17 protein-coding genes are annotated in these 18,637 nt (G+C 70.6%); 11 read left to right on the top strand and 6 right to left on the bottom strand.

Going from position 1 to position 18,637, the window contains the following annotated elements; translation table 11 throughout:
• Positions 1–10: 10 nt before the first annotated feature.
• On the top strand, positions 11–1,822 hold the full coding sequence (locus V5F49_RS09875; RefSeq protein WP_394117482.1) for a PHA/PHB synthase family protein: 1,812 nt from the start codon (positions 11–13) through the stop codon (positions 1,820–1,822).
• Between the two features lie 18 nt (positions 1,823–1,840).
• On the opposite strand, the gene V5F49_RS09870 is transcribed toward V5F49_RS09875, so the two are convergent.
• Together V5F49_RS09870 and mbfA are read right to left on the bottom strand one after the other, a co-directional pair.
• Positions 1,841–2,824 carry a zinc-dependent alcohol dehydrogenase family protein gene (locus V5F49_RS09870; protein WP_394117483.1) on the bottom strand — a complete coding sequence of 328 codons (984 nt, stop codon included), beginning with the start codon at positions 2,822–2,824 and terminating at the stop codon, positions 1,841–1,843.
• 106 nt (positions 2,825–2,930) lie between these two features.
• Positions 2,931–3,908, bottom strand: coding sequence for an iron exporter MbfA (gene mbfA / locus V5F49_RS09865; protein ID WP_394117484.1), 978 nt, complete (start codon positions 3,906–3,908; stop codon positions 2,931–2,933).
• Between the two features lie 110 nt (positions 3,909–4,018).
• Between mbfA and V5F49_RS09860 the strand changes: the two genes are divergently transcribed.
• Positions 4,019–5,881: a heavy metal translocating P-type ATPase gene (locus tag V5F49_RS09860; protein ID WP_394117485.1), complete on the top strand. Its 1,863-nt coding sequence runs from the start codon at positions 4,019–4,021 to the stop codon at positions 5,879–5,881.
• 553 nt (positions 5,882–6,434) lie between these two features.
• On the opposite strand, the gene V5F49_RS09855 is transcribed toward V5F49_RS09860, so the two are convergent.
• Complete coding sequence (locus V5F49_RS09855; RefSeq protein ID WP_394117486.1) at positions 6,435–7,664, bottom strand: argininosuccinate synthase; 1,230 nt, start codon at positions 7,662–7,664, stop codon at positions 6,435–6,437.
• Between the two features lie 42 nt (positions 7,665–7,706).
• Complete coding sequence (locus tag V5F49_RS09850; protein ID WP_394117487.1) at positions 7,707–8,534, bottom strand: phosphatase PAP2 family protein; 828 nt, start codon at positions 8,532–8,534, stop codon at positions 7,707–7,709.
• 97 nt (positions 8,535–8,631) lie between these two features.
• Here V5F49_RS09850 and V5F49_RS09845 point away from each other — a divergent pair, with 97 nt between their 5' ends.
• From V5F49_RS09845 to V5F49_RS09835, 3 genes are all read left to right on the top strand, one after another.
• Entirely contained in the window at positions 8,632–9,246 is a 615-nt protein-coding gene (locus tag V5F49_RS09845; protein ID WP_394117488.1) for a 2-hydroxychromene-2-carboxylate isomerase, read from the top strand.
• Between the two features lie 133 nt (positions 9,247–9,379).
• Positions 9,380–10,078 (top strand): orotate phosphoribosyltransferase, encoded by a 699-nt coding sequence (locus tag V5F49_RS09840; RefSeq protein WP_394117489.1) that lies wholly within the window; start codon positions 9,380–9,382, stop codon positions 10,076–10,078.
• Positions 10,079–10,086: 8 nt separating this feature from the next.
• On the top strand, positions 10,087–11,157 hold the full coding sequence (locus V5F49_RS09835) for a quinone-dependent dihydroorotate dehydrogenase (RefSeq protein ID WP_394117490.1): 1,071 nt from the start codon (positions 10,087–10,089) through the stop codon (positions 11,155–11,157).
• An 18-nt stretch (positions 11,158–11,175) separates the two neighbouring features.
• Here V5F49_RS09835 and mscL read toward each other — a convergent pair whose 3' ends face one another.
• Positions 11,176–11,592: a large conductance mechanosensitive channel protein MscL gene (gene mscL, locus V5F49_RS09830; RefSeq protein ID WP_394117590.1), complete on the bottom strand. Its 417-nt coding sequence runs from the start codon at positions 11,590–11,592 to the stop codon at positions 11,176–11,178.
• A gap of 281 nt (positions 11,593–11,873) precedes the next feature.
• On the opposite strand from mscL, the gene fabA reads away from it, so the two are divergent.
• From fabA to V5F49_RS09800, 6 genes are all read left to right on the top strand, one after another.
• On the top strand, positions 11,874–12,398 hold the full coding sequence (gene fabA / locus V5F49_RS09825) for a 3-hydroxyacyl-[acyl-carrier-protein] dehydratase FabA (RefSeq protein ID WP_394117491.1): 525 nt from the start codon (positions 11,874–11,876) through the stop codon (positions 12,396–12,398).
• Between the two features lie 54 nt (positions 12,399–12,452).
• Positions 12,453–13,676 carry a beta-ketoacyl-ACP synthase I gene (gene fabB, locus V5F49_RS09820; protein WP_394117492.1) on the top strand — a complete coding sequence of 408 codons (1,224 nt, stop codon included), beginning with the start codon at positions 12,453–12,455 and terminating at the stop codon, positions 13,674–13,676.
• A gap of 113 nt (positions 13,677–13,789) precedes the next feature.
• Positions 13,790–14,638 (top strand): enoyl-ACP reductase FabI, encoded by an 849-nt coding sequence (gene fabI, locus V5F49_RS09815; protein ID WP_394117493.1) that lies wholly within the window; start codon positions 13,790–13,792, stop codon positions 14,636–14,638.
• Positions 14,639–14,873: 235 nt separating this feature from the next.
• Positions 14,874–15,632, top strand: coding sequence for a bestrophin-like domain (locus V5F49_RS09810; RefSeq protein WP_394117494.1), 759 nt, complete (start codon positions 14,874–14,876; stop codon positions 15,630–15,632).
• 164 nt (positions 15,633–15,796) lie between these two features.
• The gene (locus tag V5F49_RS09805; RefSeq protein ID WP_394117495.1) at positions 15,797–16,687 is read left to right on the top strand and encodes a cation diffusion facilitator family transporter; all 891 of its coding nucleotides are present in this window, start codon (positions 15,797–15,799) and stop codon (positions 16,685–16,687) included.
• 112 nt (positions 16,688–16,799) lie between these two features.
• Positions 16,800–17,906 carry a helix-turn-helix transcriptional regulator gene (locus V5F49_RS09800; RefSeq protein WP_394117496.1) on the top strand — a complete coding sequence of 369 codons (1,107 nt, stop codon included), beginning with the start codon at positions 16,800–16,802 and terminating at the stop codon, positions 17,904–17,906.
• Positions 17,907–17,933: 27 nt separating this feature from the next.
• Here the strand turns inward: V5F49_RS09800 and mog are convergent, their stop codons facing one another.
• Positions 17,934–18,482: a molybdopterin adenylyltransferase gene (gene mog, locus V5F49_RS09795; RefSeq protein ID WP_394117497.1), complete on the bottom strand. Its 549-nt coding sequence runs from the start codon at positions 18,480–18,482 to the stop codon at positions 17,934–17,936.
• Positions 18,483–18,637 lie beyond the last annotated feature (155 nt).

Genomic DNA, 18,637 nt, shown 5'->3' with positions numbered 1-18,637 from the left:
GCGGCCGGCCATGGATTTCACCCAGCTGCCGCATCCCGGGCGGGTGATGGCGGAGGTGTGGGCCCGCATCGCCTGCCACGACGATGAGGATTTCGAGGGCGGGGCCGGCCCCGAAGCCCTGCAGGCGGTGAACCGGGCGACGGCGGCGTTCATGGCGCGCGCCACGGGCGGCTTCTCCCCGGCGGCGCTGGCGCTCGCGTACATGGACTGGGCCATGCACCTGTCCATGGCGCCCGGCAAGCAGGCCGAGCTGGCGGTGAAGGCGTGGCGCAAGGCCGCCCGCTTCGGCGCCTATGCCATCGCCTCCACCTTCGACCGCAATTTCCCCAACTGCATCGGCCCGCTGCCCGGCGACGACCGGTTCAGCGCGCCGGTGTGGCAGGACTGGCCGTTCCGCTTCTGGTATCAGGCCTTCCTGCTGAACCAGCAGTGGTGGCACAACGCCACCCACGGCGTGCCGGGCACCGCGCCCCACCATGAGGCTGTGGTGGCGTTCGCGGCGCGGCAGATGCTGGACATGTTCTCGCCCTCCAACGCGCCCTTCACCAATCCGGAGGTGATCCGCCGGGCGCGGGAGACCGGTGGCGCCAATTTCATGAACGGCGCGCGCAACCTCATGGAGGATCTGGCGCGCAAGGCCGCGGGCCAGCCGCGCGCCGGCACCGAGGCGTTCGTGCCCGGCGAGACCGTCGCCGTTACCCCCGGCGAGGTGATCTTCCGCAACCACCTCATCGAGGTGATCCAGTATCGCGCCGCCACCGCAAGCGTGGCGGCCGAGCCGGTGCTGATCGTCCCGGCCTGGATCATGAAGTATTATATCCTTGATCTGTCGCCGGAAAATTCGCTGGTGCGGTATCTGGTGTCGAAGGGCCACACGGTATTCTGCATCTCTTGGCGCAACGTGACGCAGGAGGACCGGCACCTCGGCTTCGACGACTATCGCCGCGAGGGCGTGATGGCCGCGCTCGACGCGGTGAATGCCATCGTGCCCGGCCAGAAGACCCATGCGGTCGGCTATTGCCTCGGCGGCACGCTGCTCTCCATCGCCGCCGCCGCCATGGCCCGCGCCGGCGACGACCGGCTCGCCTCCGTCACCCTGTTCGCGGCGCAGACCGACTTCACCGAGCCGGGCGAGCTGCAGCTGTTCGTGGACCCGAGCGAGCTCTACACGCTCGAAAGCATGATGTGGGACCAGGGCTATCTCTCCGCCGGGCAGATGGCCGGCGCGTTCGAGATGCTGCGTTCCAACGATCTCGTGTGGTCGCGCGTGGTGCACGAATACCTGATGGGCGAGCGCCCGGCCATGAACGACCTGATGGCCTGGAACGCCGATGCCACCCGCATGCCCGCCCGCATGCACTCGGAATACCTGCGCCGCCTGTTCCTCGACAACGACCTCGCCGCCGGGCGTTATGCGGTGGAGGGGCGGCCGGTGTCGCTCCTCGACGTCAGGGTGCCGCTGTTCGTGGTGGGGACGGAGCGCGACCACGTGGCGCCGTGGCGCTCGGTCTACAAGATCCACCAGCTCACCGACACCGACGTCACCTTCGTGCTCACCTCCGGCGGGCACAATGCCGGCATCGTCAGCGAGCCGGGCCACAAGCACCGCCACTATCGCCTGCATGAGACGAAGCACGGCGAGCTGCATCTCAGCCCCGACGAATGGGTGGAGGCGACCCCGCCTTCCGAGGGCTCGTGGTGGCCGGCGTGGGAGGCGTGGCTGTCGGCCCGTTCCGGCGGCCCCGCCAGCCTGCCGACGCTGGGCGGCCCGGGCTATCCCGTCCTCGGTCCGGCGCCCGGCACCTATGTGATGCAGCGCTGAGGCGATCGCTCCGCCTGCTCAGGGCACCAGCACCGCCGCCCCCTTCAGCCGGCCATGGCGCAGGTCGTCCAGCGCCGTGTTCGCCTCGGCGAGGGGGTAGGGCGTGACGTGGGTGGTGATGCCGGCCTTCGGCGCCAGCGCCAGGAATTCGTGGGCGTCGGCGCGCGTCAGGTTGGCCACCGACAGGATCTTCCGCTCCTCCCACAGCCAGCGGTAGGGAAAGGCGGGGATGTCGCTCATGTGGATGCCGCCGCACACCACGCGGCCGCCCTTGCGCACCGCGCGCAGGGCCTGCGGCACCAGCTCGCCCGCCGGGGCGAAGATCAGCGCGGCGTCCAGCGGCTCGGGCGCGGGCTGGTCGGAGGGGCCGGCATAGACGGCGCCCATCTCGCGGGCGAAGTCTTGCGCCGCCGTGTCGCCGGGGCGGGTGAAGGCGTGGATCTCGCGGCCCTGCCAGCGCGCCACCTGGGCGATGATGTGGGCCGCCGCGCCGAAGCCGTAGAGGCCGATGCGCTTGCCCTCGCCCGCCATCTTCAGCGTGCGCCAGCCGATGAGCCCGGCGCACAGCAGCGGGGCGAGCGCGATGTCCTCCCCGGTCTCGCCCAAGGGGTAGACGAACTGCGCGTCCGCCACCGCGTGGGAGGCGAAGCCGCCGTCGCGGGTGCAGCCCGTGAAGTCCGGCGCATCGCAGAGGTTCTCCTCGGCGGCGGCGCAATAGGGGCAGGTGCCGCAGGCGTGGCCGAGCCAGCCCACCCCGACCCGCTCGCCGGCCTGAAGATGCGTCACGCCCGCGCCGAGCGCGCTCACCCTGCCGACGATCTCGTGGCCGGGCACGATGGGCAGGCGGGTCTGGGGCAGTTCGCCGTCCACCACGTGCAGGTCGGTGCGGCAGACGCCGCAGGCGGTGACCTCGATCACCACCTCGCCGGGGCCGGGGCTGGGATCGGGCCGTTCCTCCCGGACCAGCCGCTCCCCGGCCTGCTTCAGGACCATGGCGTACATGGCGCTCCCCCATCGGGTTCGAGACACGGGGCATCATGCCGGCGGGCGCGCGCCGGCGCCATGATCGTTCGCAAGGCGGATCGCCGGCTCGGGCAGCCGGCGCCGCTCAGCTGCCGCCGATGAAGATGCCCGCCGCCAGCACCAGCGCGCCGCCCAGCACCACCTGGAAGACCGAGCGCCAGAACGGCGTTTCCATGTAGCGGTTCTGGATGAAGGCGATGGCCCACAGCTCCACGAACACGACGATGATGGCGATGATCGTCGCCGTCCAGAAGTCGGGGATGATGTAGGGCAAGGCGTGGCCGAGGCCGCCGACCGCGGTCATCACGCCCGAGGCGATGCCGCGCTTGAGGGGCGAGCCGCGGCCGGAGATGACGCCGTCGTCGTGCACCGCCTCGGTGAAGCCCATGGAGATGCCCGCGCCCACGGCGGCGGCGAGGCCCACCAGCAGGGTGGTGTGGGAATTCTCGGTGGCGAAGGCGGTGGCGAAGATGGGGGCGAGGGTGGAGACCGAGCCGTCCATCAGCCCGGCGAGGCCCGGCTGCACCCAGGTGAGCACGAACTGGCGGCGCGCCTTCTCGTCCTCCTCCGCCTTCTTGTCGGCGGGCAGGAAGCGGTCGGCGAGGGTGCCGGCGATCTCCTCGTGCTGCAGCTCGGTGCGGTAGAGGTCTTCCAGCAGCTTGCGGGTGCCGGCATCCTTGGTCTTCTTCTGCGCCTGCAGGTAGAAGCCGGCGGATTCGTCCTCCATCCGCCCCACCTCGGCGCGGATGCGCTCGATGCCGAGGCTGCACACGTACCAGACCGGGCGGCGATTGTAGTAGCCGGCGATGCTCTCGCGGCGGATCAGCGGAATATGGGAGCCGAACCGGCGCTCGTACTCGCGGGAGAGGCTGGTGGCATGGCCGCGCTCCTGCGCCGCCATGCTCTCGAACACCTTGGCCGTGTCGGGATAATCGTTGCGCAGGGTCTCGGCATAGTCCGAATAGGTGCGCGCATCGTCCTCCTCGGACGAGATGGCGAGGGCGAGGATTTCCTGTTCGGACAGGTCGGCGAAGCGGCGGCGGCCGGGCAGGAAGGGCAGCATCCCGGGTGACTCCAAATTAGAACTTCTCTAATCTGTTATGGCGAGGCTTCCGGCTGGAGGCAATGCGACGTGTTGCGCGAGGGAATGACGAGCATGCGGGCGCCGGGCGGATGGTGAGGGAACAGCCCGCGCGTGATCGCTTCCTGCTGCTGGCCGCAGCCGTGGTTCCCCTCGTGGCGGGGCTGGGCCTGCTCGTCGGCGGGCGGCCGGACGGGGCGCAGATCGCCTTCGCCGCCGGAACCATTCCCGTCCTCGCCATGCTCGTGGTGGATATCGCGCAGGCGCTGCGCGCGGGCCGTTTCGGGCTCGATCTGCTCGCCGCATTGTCCATGGCCACGGCGCTGGCCTTCGGCGAGCCGCTGGCCGGCAACGTGGTTGCCCTCATGTATGCCGGCGGCCAGCAGCTGGAGCGCTTCGCCGAGGGGCGCGCCCGCCGCGAGATGACCGCGCTCGCCGCCCGCGCCCCCCGCTCCGCCATGCGGCGGGAGAATGGGGCGCTGGTGGAGGTGCCCATCGGCCTGCTCGCGGCCGGCGACTGCGTTCTCGTGCGCCATGGCGATACGGTGCCGGCCGATGGCCGGGTGGATGGTGGGCCGGCGCTGCTCGACCAGTCCTCCCTCACCGGCGAGGCTGTGGCGGTGGCCTGCCCGGCGGGGGCCGAGGTGCCGTCCGGCGCGGTCAACGTGGGTCCGGCCTTTGACCTCGTCGTGCTGCGCGCCGCGGACGAGAGCACCTATGCCGCCATCGTGCGGCTGGTGGAGGCGGCGGCGGCCAGCCGCGCGCCCATGGTGCGCCTCGCCGATCGCTACGCGCTGGTATTCCTACTGGTGTCGCTGGCGCTGGCGGTGGGGGCGGCGGTGCTCTCCGGCGATCCGCGGCGGGCGCTGGCGGTGCTGGTGGTGGCGACGCCCTGCCCGCTCATCCTCGCCGTGCCGGTGGCGCTCATGGCGGGTCTGTCCCGCGCCGCGAAGCGCGGCGTGCTGGTGAAGAGCGCCGGCGCGCTGGAGAAGCTCGCCGGCGTACGCGCCCTCGTCATCGACAAGACCGGCACCCTTACCCACGGCCGCGCCGAGCTGGCGGAGGTGCGCGTGGCGCCCGGCTTCACGCCCGACGAGGTGCTGCGCCTCGCCGCCGCGCTCGATCAGGCCTCGGGCCATGTGGTGGCGGCGGCGCTGGTGGATGCGGCCCGCGCGCGCGGGCTCAGCCTGCCGCCGCCCGTTGGCGTCGAGGAGGAGGGCGGCGTCGGCTTGACCGGCATGGTGGAGGGCCGGCGGCTGGTGGTGGGCGGCTCGTCCTTCGTGGCCGCGCGGGCCGATGGCGATCCCTTCGCCCTGCGCGCCGACCTGCCGCCGGCGAGCGCCGTGGTGGCCGTGGCGGTGGACGGGCAGGTGGCGGGACTGCTCATCCTTTCCGACCGCGTGCGCGACGATGCGGCCGCCATGCTCGGCGCGCTCAGGGCCGGCGGCGTCACCCACATCGCCCTCGCCTCGGGCGACCGGGCCGAGGCGGTGGAGGCGCTGGCGCGGGGCCTCGGGCTCGATGCCTGGGCGGGCGACCTGCCGCCGGGGGGCAAGGTGTCCCACGTGGCGGAGGCCCATGCGCGTCTCGGCGCCGGCACGGTGATGATGGTCGGCGACGGGGTGAACGACGCCCCCGCCCTCGCCGCCGCCGACGTGGGGGTGGCCATGGGCGCGCGCGGTGCCGCGGCCTCGGCCGAGGTGGCGGACGTGGTGCTGCTGGTGGATCGCCTCGACCGGCTGGCCGAGGCCATGGCCATCGCCCGCCGTGCCCTCGCCATCGCCCGGCAGAGCGTGTTCGCCGGCATCGGCCTGTCGCTGGCGGGCATGGTCGTGGCTGCCCTCGGCTATCTCGAGCCGGTGCAGGGCGCGCTGCTGCAGGAGGCCATCGACGTGGCGGTGATCCTCAACGCCTTGCGCGTGCTGCTGCCGGGGCAGGGGGAGCCGCGAAGATAGGGCGGCGGCCTCAGTGGCTCCGAAGCGAAGCGGGCTGGCATCCTGGCGGTTCGTTACTCCGGACCGGCCGGGAGACGCATTGCGGAACGGGGACGGTGGTCACGATCCGCCTGTCCGACAGGGTTGGCGCCGGGGCGAAGGCGGGCGCGCCTGCGCATCGCCGGTAGAATCGCGCGGTGCATGTGTTCGCGCTCTATGGCCGCACCGGCGGATGGGTCATCCGGGGCCTGCGCCGTTCGGGATCACCGCGCCAGCTTCCCGCGGGGGGTGACGACCCGGCAATCCCCCATCCCCCGCTCTCGTCGGTCGCCCGACCGGCAGAGGACGCGGGACTTGTGTGATGGCCGGGCGTGCCGACGCGTACGGTCGTATTCTGCCGCAACGCTCGAGGCGTCCTGCCCTCCCCGGTCTCTGGCGCAGGCTGCATGGAAGGGCGCCGCCAGCCGGCAGGGATCGCCTGCGCCGGGGCGGGCGGATGTCGGGCGCGCCGGCCCCAAACGAAACCGGCCGCCCGTGGGGGCGGCCGGTTCAATGTGCGCAATGCGCGCGGCGCCTACTCGGAGATCTTCCGGGCGCGGCTGCCGAGCGTCCGCAGGCGCAGGGCGTTGAGCTTGATGAAGCCGGCGGCGTCGCGGTGGTCGTAGGCGACCGCGCCTTCCTCGAAGGTGACCAGCTCCTGGTTGTAGAGCGAGTAGGGGCTCGTGCGGCCGATGACGGTGGCGTTGCCCTTGTAGAGCTTCACCGTCACCTCGCCGGTCACATAGGCCTGCGAGTGGTCGATGGCCGCCTGCAGCATCTCGCGCTCGGGCGAGAACCAGAAGCCGTTGTAGATGAGCTCCGCATAGCGCGGCATCAGCTCGTCCTTGAGGTGGGCGGCGCCGCGGTCGAGGGTGATGCTCTCGATGCCGCGATGGGCGGCGAGCAGGATGGTGCCGCCGGGGGTCTCGTAGACGCCGCGCGACTTCATGCCGACGAAGCGGTTCTCGACGAGGTCGAGCCGGCCGATGCCGTTGGCCTTGCCCAGCTCGTTGAGCTTCGTGAGCAGGGTGGCGGGGGAGAGCGCCTCGCCGTTGATGGCCACCGCATCGCCCTTGTCGAAGGCGATGGTGATGAGGGTGGGCTCGTCCGGGGCCGCCTCGGGGGAGATGGTGCGCTGGTAGACGTATTCCGGCGCGTCCTCGGCCGGGTCTTCCAGCACCTTGCCCTCGGAGGAGGAGTGCAGCAGGTTCGCGTCCACCGAGAACGGGGCCTCGCCGCGCTTGTCCTTGGCGATCGGGATCTGGTGCTGCTCGGCGAACTCCAGCAGACGGGTGCGGGAGGTCAGGTCCCACTCGCGCCAGGGGGCGATGACGGTGATTTCCGGCTCCAGCGCATAATAGCCGAGCTCGAAGCGCACCTGGTCGTTGCCCTTGCCGGTGGCGCCGTGGGAGACCGCGTCCGCGCCCATCTTGCGGGCGATCTCGATCTGCTTCTTGGCGATCAGCGGCCGGGCGATGGAGGTGCCCAGCAGGTACAGCCCCTCATAGACCGCATTGGCGCGGAACATGGGGAACACGTAGTCGCGCACGAATTCCTCGCGCACGTCCTCGATGAAGATGTTCTCGTCCTTGATGCCGAGCAGCTGCGCCTTCTTGCGCGCCGGCTCCAGCTCCTCCCCCTGCCCGAGGTCGGCGGTGAAGGTGATGACCTCGCAGTTGTAGGTGGTCTGGAGCCACTTCAGGATCACGGAGGTATCGAGGCCACCGGAATAGGCCAGCACCACCTTCTTCACGTCACGCGCCATCACGTCTCTCGGGATTTCTAAGGGGAAGGACAGGCGCGCGGACTATAGGCCCGCGTCGCGCCGTGGCAAGTAGCGGCCGCCGGCGCGCGAAACCCCGCGCCAGGCCAGCCGGAACAGGAAGGCCGCCGCCCGGAAGGAGCCGTGCGCCAGCGCCCGAAGGCCGAGCCCGACACGCCCGATGGCGCGCTCCACGTCCGCGTCGGAGGGCGGGCGGGCGCGGTCGTAGAGGAAATAGCGGGTGACAACCACCAGCAGCACCACCAGCACGCCGGAGAACACCACGTCGGTGAAGAAGTGTCCGCCGAAGGCGATGCGCAGGCCGCCGGCGACGCTGGCGAACGTCACCGCCGCCACCATGGCCACGGCGCCCGCCGGGCCGGGGATGAGGCTCGCTGGCGCGGTCATCCAGAAGCCGAGCGCGCCCTCGCCGGAGACGAAGGAGCAGTTGCCGGGGCAGTTGCCGTCGGTCTCGTACCAGGACTTGAAGGCGTCCTTGCCGCCGAAGGTGTCCACGTGGACCGGGCGCGGCCGCCCCCATTCCTGCTTCAGGATGCCGTTGACGATGAGGCCCGGCCCGATCGCCATGGTGAAGGCGAGCAGCACCGCGGCGCGGGCCGGCATGAGCATGCGCCCGCGCGGGAACATCAGCTTCAGCACGATGGCGGCGAAGGCCGGGGCGGCGATGGCCCAGGGGATCCAGTTGGCGAGGTTGCGCGCGGTCTTGGCCCACGACGCGCCGGCGAGCGCGAAGTTGCGGCGCGAGGCATCCCAGAACATGGCGGAGATGGCCATGTCCCACTCAGGGAACACGGTGAACAGGATGGCCACGGCCGCCCCGATCACCAGCGCGAAGAACAATACCCACTTCAAGGCGTCACCCGGCCCCCGCCGCCCTTGATCCAGCTCCTTGCGGGAGGGCCATGCCCCGCCGCAGATTACGGGTGCGATGTACAGGCAGGACGCGCCCATGGCCAGCGGCACCCTCGATTTCTATTACGAGTTCGCCTCGCCCTATTCCTATCTGGCGGCCTGCCGCATCGCGGCGCTGGCCGAGCTTGCGGATGTCGAGGTGGCGTGGAAGCCGTTCCTGCTCGGCCCCATCTTCGCGGCGCAGGGCTATGCGAGCTCGCCGTTCAACGCCTATCCCATCAAGGGCGCGCACATGTGGCGGGACCTGGAGCGCCTCGCCATCGCCGCGCGGCTGCCGCCGGTGGTGCGGCCGGACCCCTTCCCCGCCAACGGCCTCTTGGCGGCGCGGGTGGCGATCTGCCTCAACGACGCCTGCCGCCCCGCCTTCACCCGGGCGCTGTATCGCGCCGAATTCGTCCAGGGTCGCGATATCGCGGATCGAGATACCATCCGGCAGGTGCTGGCCGGCCTCGGCCATTTCTGCGACGCGGTGATCGAGGAGGCCGAGCGCCCGGAGAACAAGGAGCGCCTGAAGCGCCAGACCGAGGCCGCCAGCGCGGCGGGCGTGTTCGGGGCGCCGAGCTTCGTGACCGCCGACGGCGAGCTGTTCTGGGGCAACGACCGGCTGGAGATGGCCCTCGACCACGCCCGGACACTCGCCCGCGCCGCCTGATCCCGCTCCGTCCCGCCGCAGGGCGGCGGCGGCGATATGCCCGCCGCGCGCGGGCGACCTGTGGCGCGCCCCCTGTCGCTTTGTGGCGCCGCTCTGATATATGCGCGTCACATTCCCAGCCACCGAGGGCTCCATGGCGAACGTCACTGCTTTTCCGGACAAGGCCACCATCGCCGAGCAGACCGCGCGGATGCTGCTCGAGGTGGAGGCGGTGCGCTTTTCCTCCGGCGAGCCGTTCATCTTCACCTCGGGCTGGGCGAGCCCGGTCTACATCGACTGCCGCCGCCTCATCTCCTTCCCGCGGGTGCGCCAGACGCTGGTGGATTTCGGCATCTCCACCATCTACCGCGAGATCGGCTACGAGCAGTTCGATTCCGTCGCCGGCGGCGAGACGGCGGGCATCCCGTTCGCGGCCTGGGTGTCCGACCGGCTGATGCTGCCCATGCAGTATGTGCGCAAGAAGCCCAAGGGCTTCGGCCGCAACGCCCAGATCGAGGGCCACCTCGCCCCCGGCCAGCGCGTTCTGCTGGTGGAGGACCTGACCACCGACGGCAAGAGCAAGGTGACCTTCGTCAATGCCCTGCGCGAGGCGGGGGCCGAGTGCTCGCACTGCTTCGTGTTCTTCTATTACGACATCTTCGCCGAGGCCGCGGGCATCTTCGACAACGCCGGCCTGAGCCTGCATCGCCTCGCCACCTGGTGGGACGTGCTGGCGGCGGTGAAGACCATGAACCGCTTCGAATCCGCGCAGATCGCCCAGATCGAGGCGTTCCTGCATGATCCGCACAGCTGGTCGAAGGCTCACGGCGGCACCGCCGTCACCGGCGAGTGACGGACGGGATGGACCTCTACGCCGTCCTTCGGACGTTCTACCGCTTCGTCACGCCGGAGCAGGCCCACGGTCTTGCCATCCGCGCGCTGCGGAGCGGGCTGACGCCCAACCTTGCGGGCACGGACGATCCGGTGCTCGCCACCCGCGTGTGGGACATCGGCTTTCCCAACCCGATCGGGCTGGCGGCCGGCTTCGACAAGCATTGCGAGGTGCCGGACGCCCTGTTCCGCCTCGGCTTCGGCTTCGTGGAGGCGGGCACCGTCACGCCCCGGCCGCAGCCCGGCAACCCCCTGCCGCGCCTGTTCCGGCTGGATGAGGACGAGGCGGTCATCAACCGCTTCGGCTTCAACAGCGAGGGGCTGGCGCCGTTCGTCTACCGCCTCGGCAAGCGCCGCTCGGCGGGGGCGACCGGCATCGTCGGCGCCAACGTGGGGAAGAACAAGGAGAGCGAGGACGCGCTGGAGGATTATGCCGCCGGCGTCTCGGCCACCTGCCGCCTCGCCGACTACATCGTCTGCAACATCTCCTCGCCCAACACCCCCGGCCTGCGTGCGCTGCAGGCGCGCGCGGAGATGGAGACGCTGCTCGCCCACGTCATCTCGGTGCGCAACGCCTCCATTCCCGATCCCGTCGGGCGCCCGCCGCTGCTGGTGAAGGTGGCCCCCGACCTCGACGACGCGGGGCTGGCCGACGTGGCCGAGGCGGCGCTCGGAACCGGGGTGGACGGCATTATCATGGGCAACACCACCCTGTCGCGCCCGGACAGCCTGAAGAGCCGCTACCGCGGCGAGACCGGCGGCCTCTCCGGCAAGCCGCTCATGGCCCTGTCGACCGAGCGCCTCGCCGTCCTGCACCGGCTGGTGGGGCAGCGCCTGCCGCTGGTGGGAGCGGGCGGTGTCGCCTCGGGCGCCGACGCCTATGCCAAGATCCGCGCCGGCGCGAGCCTGGTGCAGCTTTACTCGGCGCTGGTGTTCCACGGGCCGGGCCTCGTCGCCCGCATCAAGACGGATCTCGCCGCCCGCCTGAAGGCGGACGGTTTCGCGAGCGTGGCGGACGCGGTGGGCGTGGACGCGCGCTGAGCGCGTCCTTTCGCCGGCTCAGGACTGGCGCTGGACCAGCAGGTCGCGGATCTCGGTCAGCAGGACCTCGGTCCTGGAGGGCGCGGCCGGCGGCTTGTCGGCCTCGGCCCGGCGCAGGGCGTTGATGGCGCGCACCACCAGGAACAGCACCGCCGCGACGATGATGAAGTTGATGGCGATGGTGATGAATGAGCCATACGCCAGTACCGCTCCCTGCTTCTTGGCGTCGGCGAGGTTGTCCGCCGTGACCGCCGAGGAGAGGGGCACGAAGTAGTTCGAGAAGTCGAGGCCGCCCGTGACCGCGCCGATCACCGGCATGAACACGTCGCCCACCAGCGAGGTGACGATGTTGCCGAACGCGGCGCCGATGATGACGCCGACGGCCAGGTCCACCACGTTGCCCTTGACCGCGAACTCCCTGAACTCCTTCAAGATCGGCATATCCGTCTCCTGGCTGGTGGCGGGTCGCGCGCTGCGTCGCGCGGGGCGAGTGTGCACCGGCCCGGCCGGCTCCGCCACCGCAGCGTGAGGTCGCCGGCCCGCGCCGCCTCCGGCCGCAACGAGCCATGTGGGTGCCGTGACGCTTTCATGACTTTGAGCGCGCCCCTGCCTATGTTAGGGAGTGCCGCCGCCGGACAGCGGGGGCGGGCCTCCGGGCTCTTCGGCAACGACCCGCAGGGCACGGCTCTCCGGGCAGAATGGCGACACTGGCGAGAATGGCGGACCGGCAGACCAGCTTCGAATATGAGGATCTCCTCGCTTGCGGACGCGGCGAGCTGTTCGGGCCGGGGAACGCGCAGCTGCCGCTGCCGCCCATGCTGATGTTCGACCGCATCACCGAGATTTCCGAGGAGGGGGGCGAGTTCGGCAAGGGCTTCATGCGCGCCGAGCTCGACGTGAACCCGGACCTCTGGTTCTTCGCCTGCCACTTCAAGGGCGACCCGGTGATGCCGGGCTGCCTCGGCCTCGACGCCATGTGGCAGCTCGTGGGCTTCTACCTGGGCTGGCTCGGCTCCAGGGGCCGCGGCCGCGCGCTGGGGCTGGGTGAGCTGAAGTTCTCCGGGCAGGTGCTGCCGGGGATCAAGAAGGTGGTTTACGGGATCGAGTTCAAGCGCGTCATGCGCTCCAAGCTCGTGCTCGGCATCGCCGACGGCTGGCTGGCCGCCGACGGTGAGGTGATCTACCGGGCCAAGGATCTGAAGGTTGGCCTGTTCCAGGCCGAGACGGCACCCGGCGCCTGACAAGGCGCCGCCACGTTTCGTGGCGATAGTGGTGCTTTCCAATGGGGATTTGACATGCGGCGCGTCGTCGTCACCGGGATGGGCATCGTCTCGTCCATCGGCAACTCCACGCAGGAGGTGCTCGCCAGCCTGCGCGAGGCCAAGAGCGGCATTTCCTTCGCCGAGGATTACGCCAGGCTCGGCTTCCGCTGCCAGGTGCAGGGTGCTCCCACCCTGAACGCCGAGGACGTGGTGGACCGCCGCGCCATGCGCTTCCACGGTGGCGGCACCGCTTGGAACCACGTGGCCATGGAGCAGGCCATCCGCGATTCGGGCCTGGAGGCCGACGAGGTCTCCAACCCGCGCACCGGCATCATCATGGGCTCGGGCGGCCCGTCCACCCGCACCCTGGTGGAGGCGGCCGACATCGCCCGCTCGAAGGGTCCCAAGCGCATCGGCCCGTTCGCGGTGCCGAAGGCCATGAGCTCCACCGCCTCGGCCACGCTCGCGACCTGGTTCAAGATCAAGGGCGTGAACTATTCCATCTCGTCCGCCTGCGCGACCTCCAACCACTGCATCGGCAATGCCTACGAGCAGATCCAGTGGGGCAAGCAGGACGTGGTGTTCGCCGGCGGCTGCGAGGAGCTGGACTGGTCGCTCTCCATGCTGTTCGACGCCATGGGCGCCATGTCCGCCAAGTACAACGGCACGCCGCAGAAGGCCTCCCGCGCCTATGACGTGAACCGCGACGGCTTCGTCATCGCCGGCGGCGCGGGCGTGCTGGTGCTGGAAGAGCTGGAGCATGCCAAGGCGCGCGGCGCCAAGATCTACGCCGAGATCGCCGGCTACGGCGCCACCTCCGACGGCTACGACATGGTGGCCCCCTCGGGCGAGGGCGCGGAGCGCTGCATGCGCCTCGCCATGTCCACGGTGAACGTGCCGGTGGACTACATCAACCCGCACGCCACCTCGACCCCCGCCGGCGATCCGCCGGAGATCGAGGCCATCCGCAAGGTGTTCGGCACCGGCGAGAAGTGCCCGCCCATCTCGGCCACCAAGTCGCTGACCGGCCACTCGCTCGGCGCCACCGGCGTGCAGGAGGCCATCTACAGCCTCCTCATGATGCAGAACGGCTTCATCTGCGAGAGCGCCAACATCGAGGAGCTCGACCCGGTGTTCGCCGACATGCCCATCGTGCGCGAGCGTCGGGACAACGTGACCCTCGGGGCCGTGCTGTCCAATTCGTTCGGCTTCGGCGGCACCAACGCGTCCCTCGTCTTCAAGCACGTGGACGCCTGAGGCCGGTCCGCCGGTCAGGCTTGGTCATCAAAGGTGATGGGCGGCCCCGTGCCGCCCCGTGGCGCCGCCGGTGGCGGTCTGCTATCGGCGTTTCAGGCGCGAGAGGGTAAGGCATGCAGGACCTGATGAAAGGCAAGCGGGGCCTGGTGATGGGGGTCGCCAACGACCATTCCATCGCCTGGGGCATCGCCAGGGCTCTGGCCGGGCAGGGTGCGGAGCTGGCCTTCACCTATCAGGGCGATGCGGTGGCCAAGCGGGTGAAGCCGCTGGCGGAAAGCCTCGGCTCCTCAATCCTCCTGCCGTGCGACGTGGAAGACCTCGCCAGCGTGGACGCGGTGTTCGCGGCGCTGAAGGCACAGTGGGGCTCCATCGATTTCCTGGTCCATGCGGTGGCCTTCTCCGACAAGTCGGAGCTGAAGGGCCGCTATGCCGACACCAGCCGCGAGAATTTCTCGCGCACCATGGTCATCTCCTGCTTCTCCTTCACCGAGGTGGCCAAGCGCGCCGCCGAGCTGATGCCCAACGGCGGCTCGCTGGTGACGCTCACCTATGGCGGCTCCACGCGGGTGATGCCGAACTACAACGTGATGGGCGTGGCCAAGGCGGCGCTGGAGGCCTCCGTGCGCTATCTGGCGGCCGACTACGGCCCCGCCGGCATCCGCGTGAACGCCATCTCCGCCGGCCCGGTGCGCACGCTGGCGGGCGCCGGCATCGCCGATGCCCGGCTGATGTTCAACTACCAGAAGCGCCACGCGCCCCTGCGTCGTACTGTCAGCATCGAGGAGGTGGGCGGCTCGGCCCTCTATCTTCTCTCCGAGCTGTCGGGCGGCGTCACCGGCGAGGTGCATTTCGTCGATTCCGGCTACAACATCATGTCCATGCCCCATCCGGACGTGCTGAAGCAGCAGGAAGACGCAGAGGCCAAGCTCGCCGCCGATTCCCCGGTGAAGGCCGCCGAGTAGGGCGGGCGCCCCACCGCGCCCTGGCGCAGACGGGGTCGCGCTCCACCGGCTCGCATCGCGTTCGCCGCGGTGCCGGCCCGCGCCGCGGCGGCCCCGGAATGTGCGGCTGCTGCCGCTGCGTCGTGCCGGATTCTCCTTTACCTTCCGCACCGAACCGGCTGGTATCGCGCCCGCCCCATACCGCGCGGGCCGGCGAGCATGCCGGCCGCCGGGCGGACCGGGCCGGGGGAGGACAATGGATTCACTGCTGGTCGCCGCGCTCGTCTTCGTCTGCCTGTTCGGCGGCGCGCTGCTCGGCATGTGGAGCGCGCGCAAGCTCAAGGAAGACCATCTCTCCAAGGAGACGCAGGAGGCGGTGAAGCTGGGGGTGGGCATGGTGGCGGCCATGTCGTCGCTGATCCTCGGCCTCATGACGGCCTCGGTGAAGGGCAATTTCGACACCACCGCCAAGGACGTGCAGCAGTACGCCACCTATCTCATCACGCTCGACGCCGCCCTGCGCCACTTCGGGCCGGAGGCGGACGGCGCCCGCGCCGCTCTCACCGACTACACCCGCAACGCGCTGCAGGAGACCTGGCCCGAGCCCGGCAGCCCGGCCCATGTGGCGAGCGATGCCTCCGAGCTGAAGCTGATGCGCGTCGGCACCATGCTGCGCCAGCTCCAGCCCGCGACCGCCGATCAGACCGAGCTGAAATCCGAGGCGCTGGACCGCTATCGCTCCCTGTCGGCGCTGCGCTGGGTGCTGATCGAGGAGAGCGCGGCGCAGGTGCCCCCCATCTTCATCGTCGTGCTGATCGTCTGGCTCACCTTCATCTTCATGAGCTTCGGCCTGTTCTCGCCCATCAATACCGTGTCGGTGGTGGTGTTCCTGCTGTGCGCGCTCTCGCTCGGCGGCGCGCTGTTCCTGATCCTGGAGATGAGCACGCCGTTTGCCGGCATCATCGTGGTGCCGCCGGACGGCATGCAGAAGGCCCTCGCCCACATGGTGCAATGAGCCGCGCGACACCGTGCGTGGGGATGGCGGCCCGGTGATGTTGCGCTGCGGCGACGCAGGGGCTAGAGCGTCGGGCACGCGGGCCCGGGCAGCAGGGACCGGACGCCCACCGTGCATGTCCGGGGGCTCCCGCCGGTAAGTTTCGGACAGCAGAGGAGACGGGCATGGGCCGCAAGACGCTGTGGGTGGCGGCCACGAGCGTGCTCGTGGGCATCATCGTCCTCGGCCTGAAGACCCTCGCCTGGTGGGTCACCGGGTCGGTGGCGCTGCTCTCCGACGCGCTGGAGAGCATCATCAACGTGGCCGCATCGGCGGCGGCGCTGATCGCGCTGCAGGTCTCGGCCCGTCCGGCCGACGACAACCACCAGTACGGTCACCACAAGGCGGAATATCTCTCGGCGGTGCTCGAGGGGGTGCTGGTGGTGGTGGCCGCGCTCACCATCCTGCGCGAGGCCTATTACGGCTTCCTCGATCCGCGCCTGCCCGACCAGCCGCTGCAGGGCATGCTGCTGAACGGCGCGGCCACCGTCATCAATGCCGTGTGGTGCGTGGTGCTGCTGCGCGTGGGCAAGGCCTGGCGCTCGCCGGCGCTGGTGGCCGACGGGCGGCATATCCTCACCGACGTGGTCACCTCCGGCGGCGTGCTGGCCGGCTTCGTGCTGGTGCCCATTACAGGCTGGCCGCAGCTCGACCCGCTGCTGGCGGCGCTCGTGGCGCTCAACGTGCTGTGGACCGGCTGGAGCCTGATGAAGGAATCGGTCGGCGGCCTGATGGACGCCGCGCCCCCGCCCGACGTGGTGGCGCGCATCCGCGAGCTGGTCTCGCTGCATGCCGCCGGCGCCATCGAGGCGCACGACCTGCGCACCCGGCACGCCGGGCGCATCACCTTCGTGGAGTTCCACCTGGTGGTGCCGGGCGACATGACCGTCGCCGCCGCCCACGACATCTGCGACCGCATCGAGAATGCGTTCGAGAAGGACATGGACGACGCGGTCATCACCATCCACGTGGAGCCGGAAGGCGAGGCCAAGCACCGCGGCGTTGTGGTGCTCTGAGCCGCCGCGCGGCCACGCCGCGTCTTCCCTTAGGCTTGCAGCCATTGGCGTTGCAACCGCGAGTTCCATCTCCCATAGTGCTCGGCTACAGCTTGGGAATGGCGGTGATGCCATGCCGGATGCGGATGATCTCGCCGCGCTCATCGACCTGATCTATGAGGCTGCGGTCGTGCCCGAGAAATGGCCGCACCTTCTCGGGCGGCTGTCGCAGCGGATGGACGGCTCGGGCGGCATCCTCTTCACCGCGGGCTCGAGCGGCACCGCGTGGACCGCCTCCCCCGACATCTGGCCCGTGTTCGACGAGTTCCTGCGCGATGGCTGGCACGCCATCAATCCGCGCCCGCAGCGGCTCGGCCGGCTGAACCATCCCGGCTTCGTGCGCGACAGCGATCACTTCACGCCGGAGGAGATCGCCGCGGACCCGGTCTACCAGAACTTCTATTTCAAGCGCGGCCTGGGCTGGGCGATGGGCACCATGCTGCAGGTGCCGAGCGGCGATGCGCTCGTCTTCTCCTTCGAGCGGGCGTTCGCCCGCGGCGTCGTCGAGATGGAGCACGTCCATTTCTTCGACCAGCTGCGCCCCCACCTCGCCCGCGCGGCGCTGCTGGGCGCGCATTTCGGGCTGGTGCGCGCCAAGGCCATGGCGGAGGCGCTGGCCCAGTCCGGCCTGCCGGCGGCGGTGCTGCGGGGCCGGGGGCGGCTCTATGCCACCAACGCGCTGTTCGACGCGCTCATGCCCGGTCTGGTGCAGGATGGTCCGTCCCGGCTGCAGGTGTCGTCCCAGGCCGCCGACCGGCTGTTCGCCGAGGCGGCGGCCTCGATCCAGTCGGGGGGCGCCGGGCGGAGGGTCTATTCGATTCCGGTGCCGGCGGATGGCGCGGGCCGTGCGCCCGCCATCCTCCACCTGCTGCCGGTGCGCAGGGAGGCATATGACGTGCTCAACAGCGCCAGCGCGCTGCTCATCGTCACCAGCGTCGACCGCAGCACGGTGCCCACGGCGGAAGTGGTGGCGGGGCTGTTCGACCTCACTCCCGCCGAGGCGCGGGTGGCGCGGCGCATCGCCGAGGGGGCGACGGTGGATGCCATCGCCATCGAGCACGGCCTCTCCCGCGAGACGGTGCGGACCCATCTCAAGCAGACCTTCGCCAAGGTGGGCGTGACACGGCAGGCGGAGCTTGCGGCCCTCCTCGGAGGGCTGGCGCTGCTGCCGCCGGGATGAGCCGATCCCGCCCGCCGGCCGCCCGCGTCACGCCCCCTTGGGCCGGAAGGCGGCGCACACCGCGGGATCGGTCTCGATGCGGCGGGCGCCGATCAGGTCGAGGCAATAGGGAATGGCGGGGAACACCGCGCCGAGACACACCGCGATGGAAGCCGGCTTGCCCGGCAGGTTGACGACGAGGGTACGGCCGCGCACGCCGGCCTCCTGCCGCGACAGGATGGCGGTGGGCACCTCGTTCAGGCTGATGCGCCGCATCTGCTCGCCGAAGCCGGCGAGCGGCTTCTCGATCACCGCCGCCATGGCCTCGGGCGTCAGGTCGCGCGGGGAGGGGCCGGTGCCCCCGGTGGTGCAGACGAGATCGAGCCCGGCCGTGTCGCACATGTCGACGAGCGTGTCGCGCACGCTCTCGAAGCCGTCGGGGATGACACGGTAGTCCGCGGTCCAGGGGCTGGTGATGGCCCGCCGGAGCCAGGCCTCGATGGCCGGGCCGGACAGATCCTCGTAGCCGCCGGAGGAGGCGCGGTCGGAGATGGTGAGGATGCCGATGCGGGCGGGGCTGATGCTGGGGGAGGTCATGGCGTGTCCTGTGGCGGATCGGCCGGCGCGGGCCTTCCGCCCTGTGCTCGCGCGGGCGCGCGGCGAATGCAAGGGCTGCCGCGCCGGGCGGGGCGCCGGGCGGCAAGTGAACGCGGCGGGTGAACGTGGCGGGTGAACGCGCAGTTGAGAGCTGC

Origin of the sequence: Xanthobacter lutulentifluminis (assembly GCF_043194675.2) — a bacterium.
Classification (GTDB): Bacteria; Pseudomonadota; Alphaproteobacteria; order Rhizobiales; family Xanthobacteraceae; genus Xanthobacter.
This window is presented reverse-complemented; position numbering and strand designations above follow the sequence as displayed.

Excerpts from the sequence above, each read along its gene's own strand:
- V5F49_RS09875 (WP_394117482.1), top strand. The coding sequence starts at position 11 with ATGGATTTCACCCAGCTGCCGCATCCCGGGCGGGTGATGGCGGAGGTG.
- V5F49_RS09870 (WP_394117483.1), bottom strand. The coding sequence starts at position 2,824 with ATGTACGCCATGGTCCTGAAGCAGGCCGGGGAGCGGCTGGTCCGGGAG.
- mbfA (WP_394117484.1), bottom strand. The coding sequence starts at position 3,908 with ATGCTGCCCTTCCTGCCCGGCCGCCGCCGCTTCGCCGACCTGTCCGAA.
- V5F49_RS09860 (WP_394117485.1), top strand. The coding sequence starts at position 4,019 with ATGGTGAGGGAACAGCCCGCGCGTGATCGCTTCCTGCTGCTGGCCGCA.
- V5F49_RS09855 (WP_394117486.1), bottom strand. The coding sequence starts at position 7,664 with ATGGCGCGTGACGTGAAGAAGGTGGTGCTGGCCTATTCCGGTGGCCTC.
- V5F49_RS09845 (WP_394117488.1), top strand. The coding sequence starts at position 8,632 with ATGGCCAGCGGCACCCTCGATTTCTATTACGAGTTCGCCTCGCCCTAT.
- V5F49_RS09840 (WP_394117489.1), top strand. The coding sequence starts at position 9,380 with ATGGCGAACGTCACTGCTTTTCCGGACAAGGCCACCATCGCCGAGCAG.
- V5F49_RS09835 (WP_394117490.1), top strand. The coding sequence starts at position 10,087 with ATGGACCTCTACGCCGTCCTTCGGACGTTCTACCGCTTCGTCACGCCG.
- fabA (WP_394117491.1), top strand. The coding sequence starts at position 11,874 with ATGGCGGACCGGCAGACCAGCTTCGAATATGAGGATCTCCTCGCTTGC.
- fabB (WP_394117492.1), top strand. The coding sequence starts at position 12,453 with ATGCGGCGCGTCGTCGTCACCGGGATGGGCATCGTCTCGTCCATCGGC.
- fabI (WP_394117493.1), top strand. The coding sequence starts at position 13,790 with ATGCAGGACCTGATGAAAGGCAAGCGGGGCCTGGTGATGGGGGTCGCC.
- V5F49_RS09810 (WP_394117494.1), top strand. The coding sequence starts at position 14,874 with ATGGATTCACTGCTGGTCGCCGCGCTCGTCTTCGTCTGCCTGTTCGGC.
- V5F49_RS09805 (WP_394117495.1), top strand. The coding sequence starts at position 15,797 with ATGGGCCGCAAGACGCTGTGGGTGGCGGCCACGAGCGTGCTCGTGGGC.
- V5F49_RS09800 (WP_394117496.1), top strand. The coding sequence starts at position 16,800 with ATGCCGGATGCGGATGATCTCGCCGCGCTCATCGACCTGATCTATGAG.
- mog (WP_394117497.1), bottom strand. The coding sequence starts at position 18,482 with ATGACCTCCCCCAGCATCAGCCCCGCCCGCATCGGCATCCTCACCATC.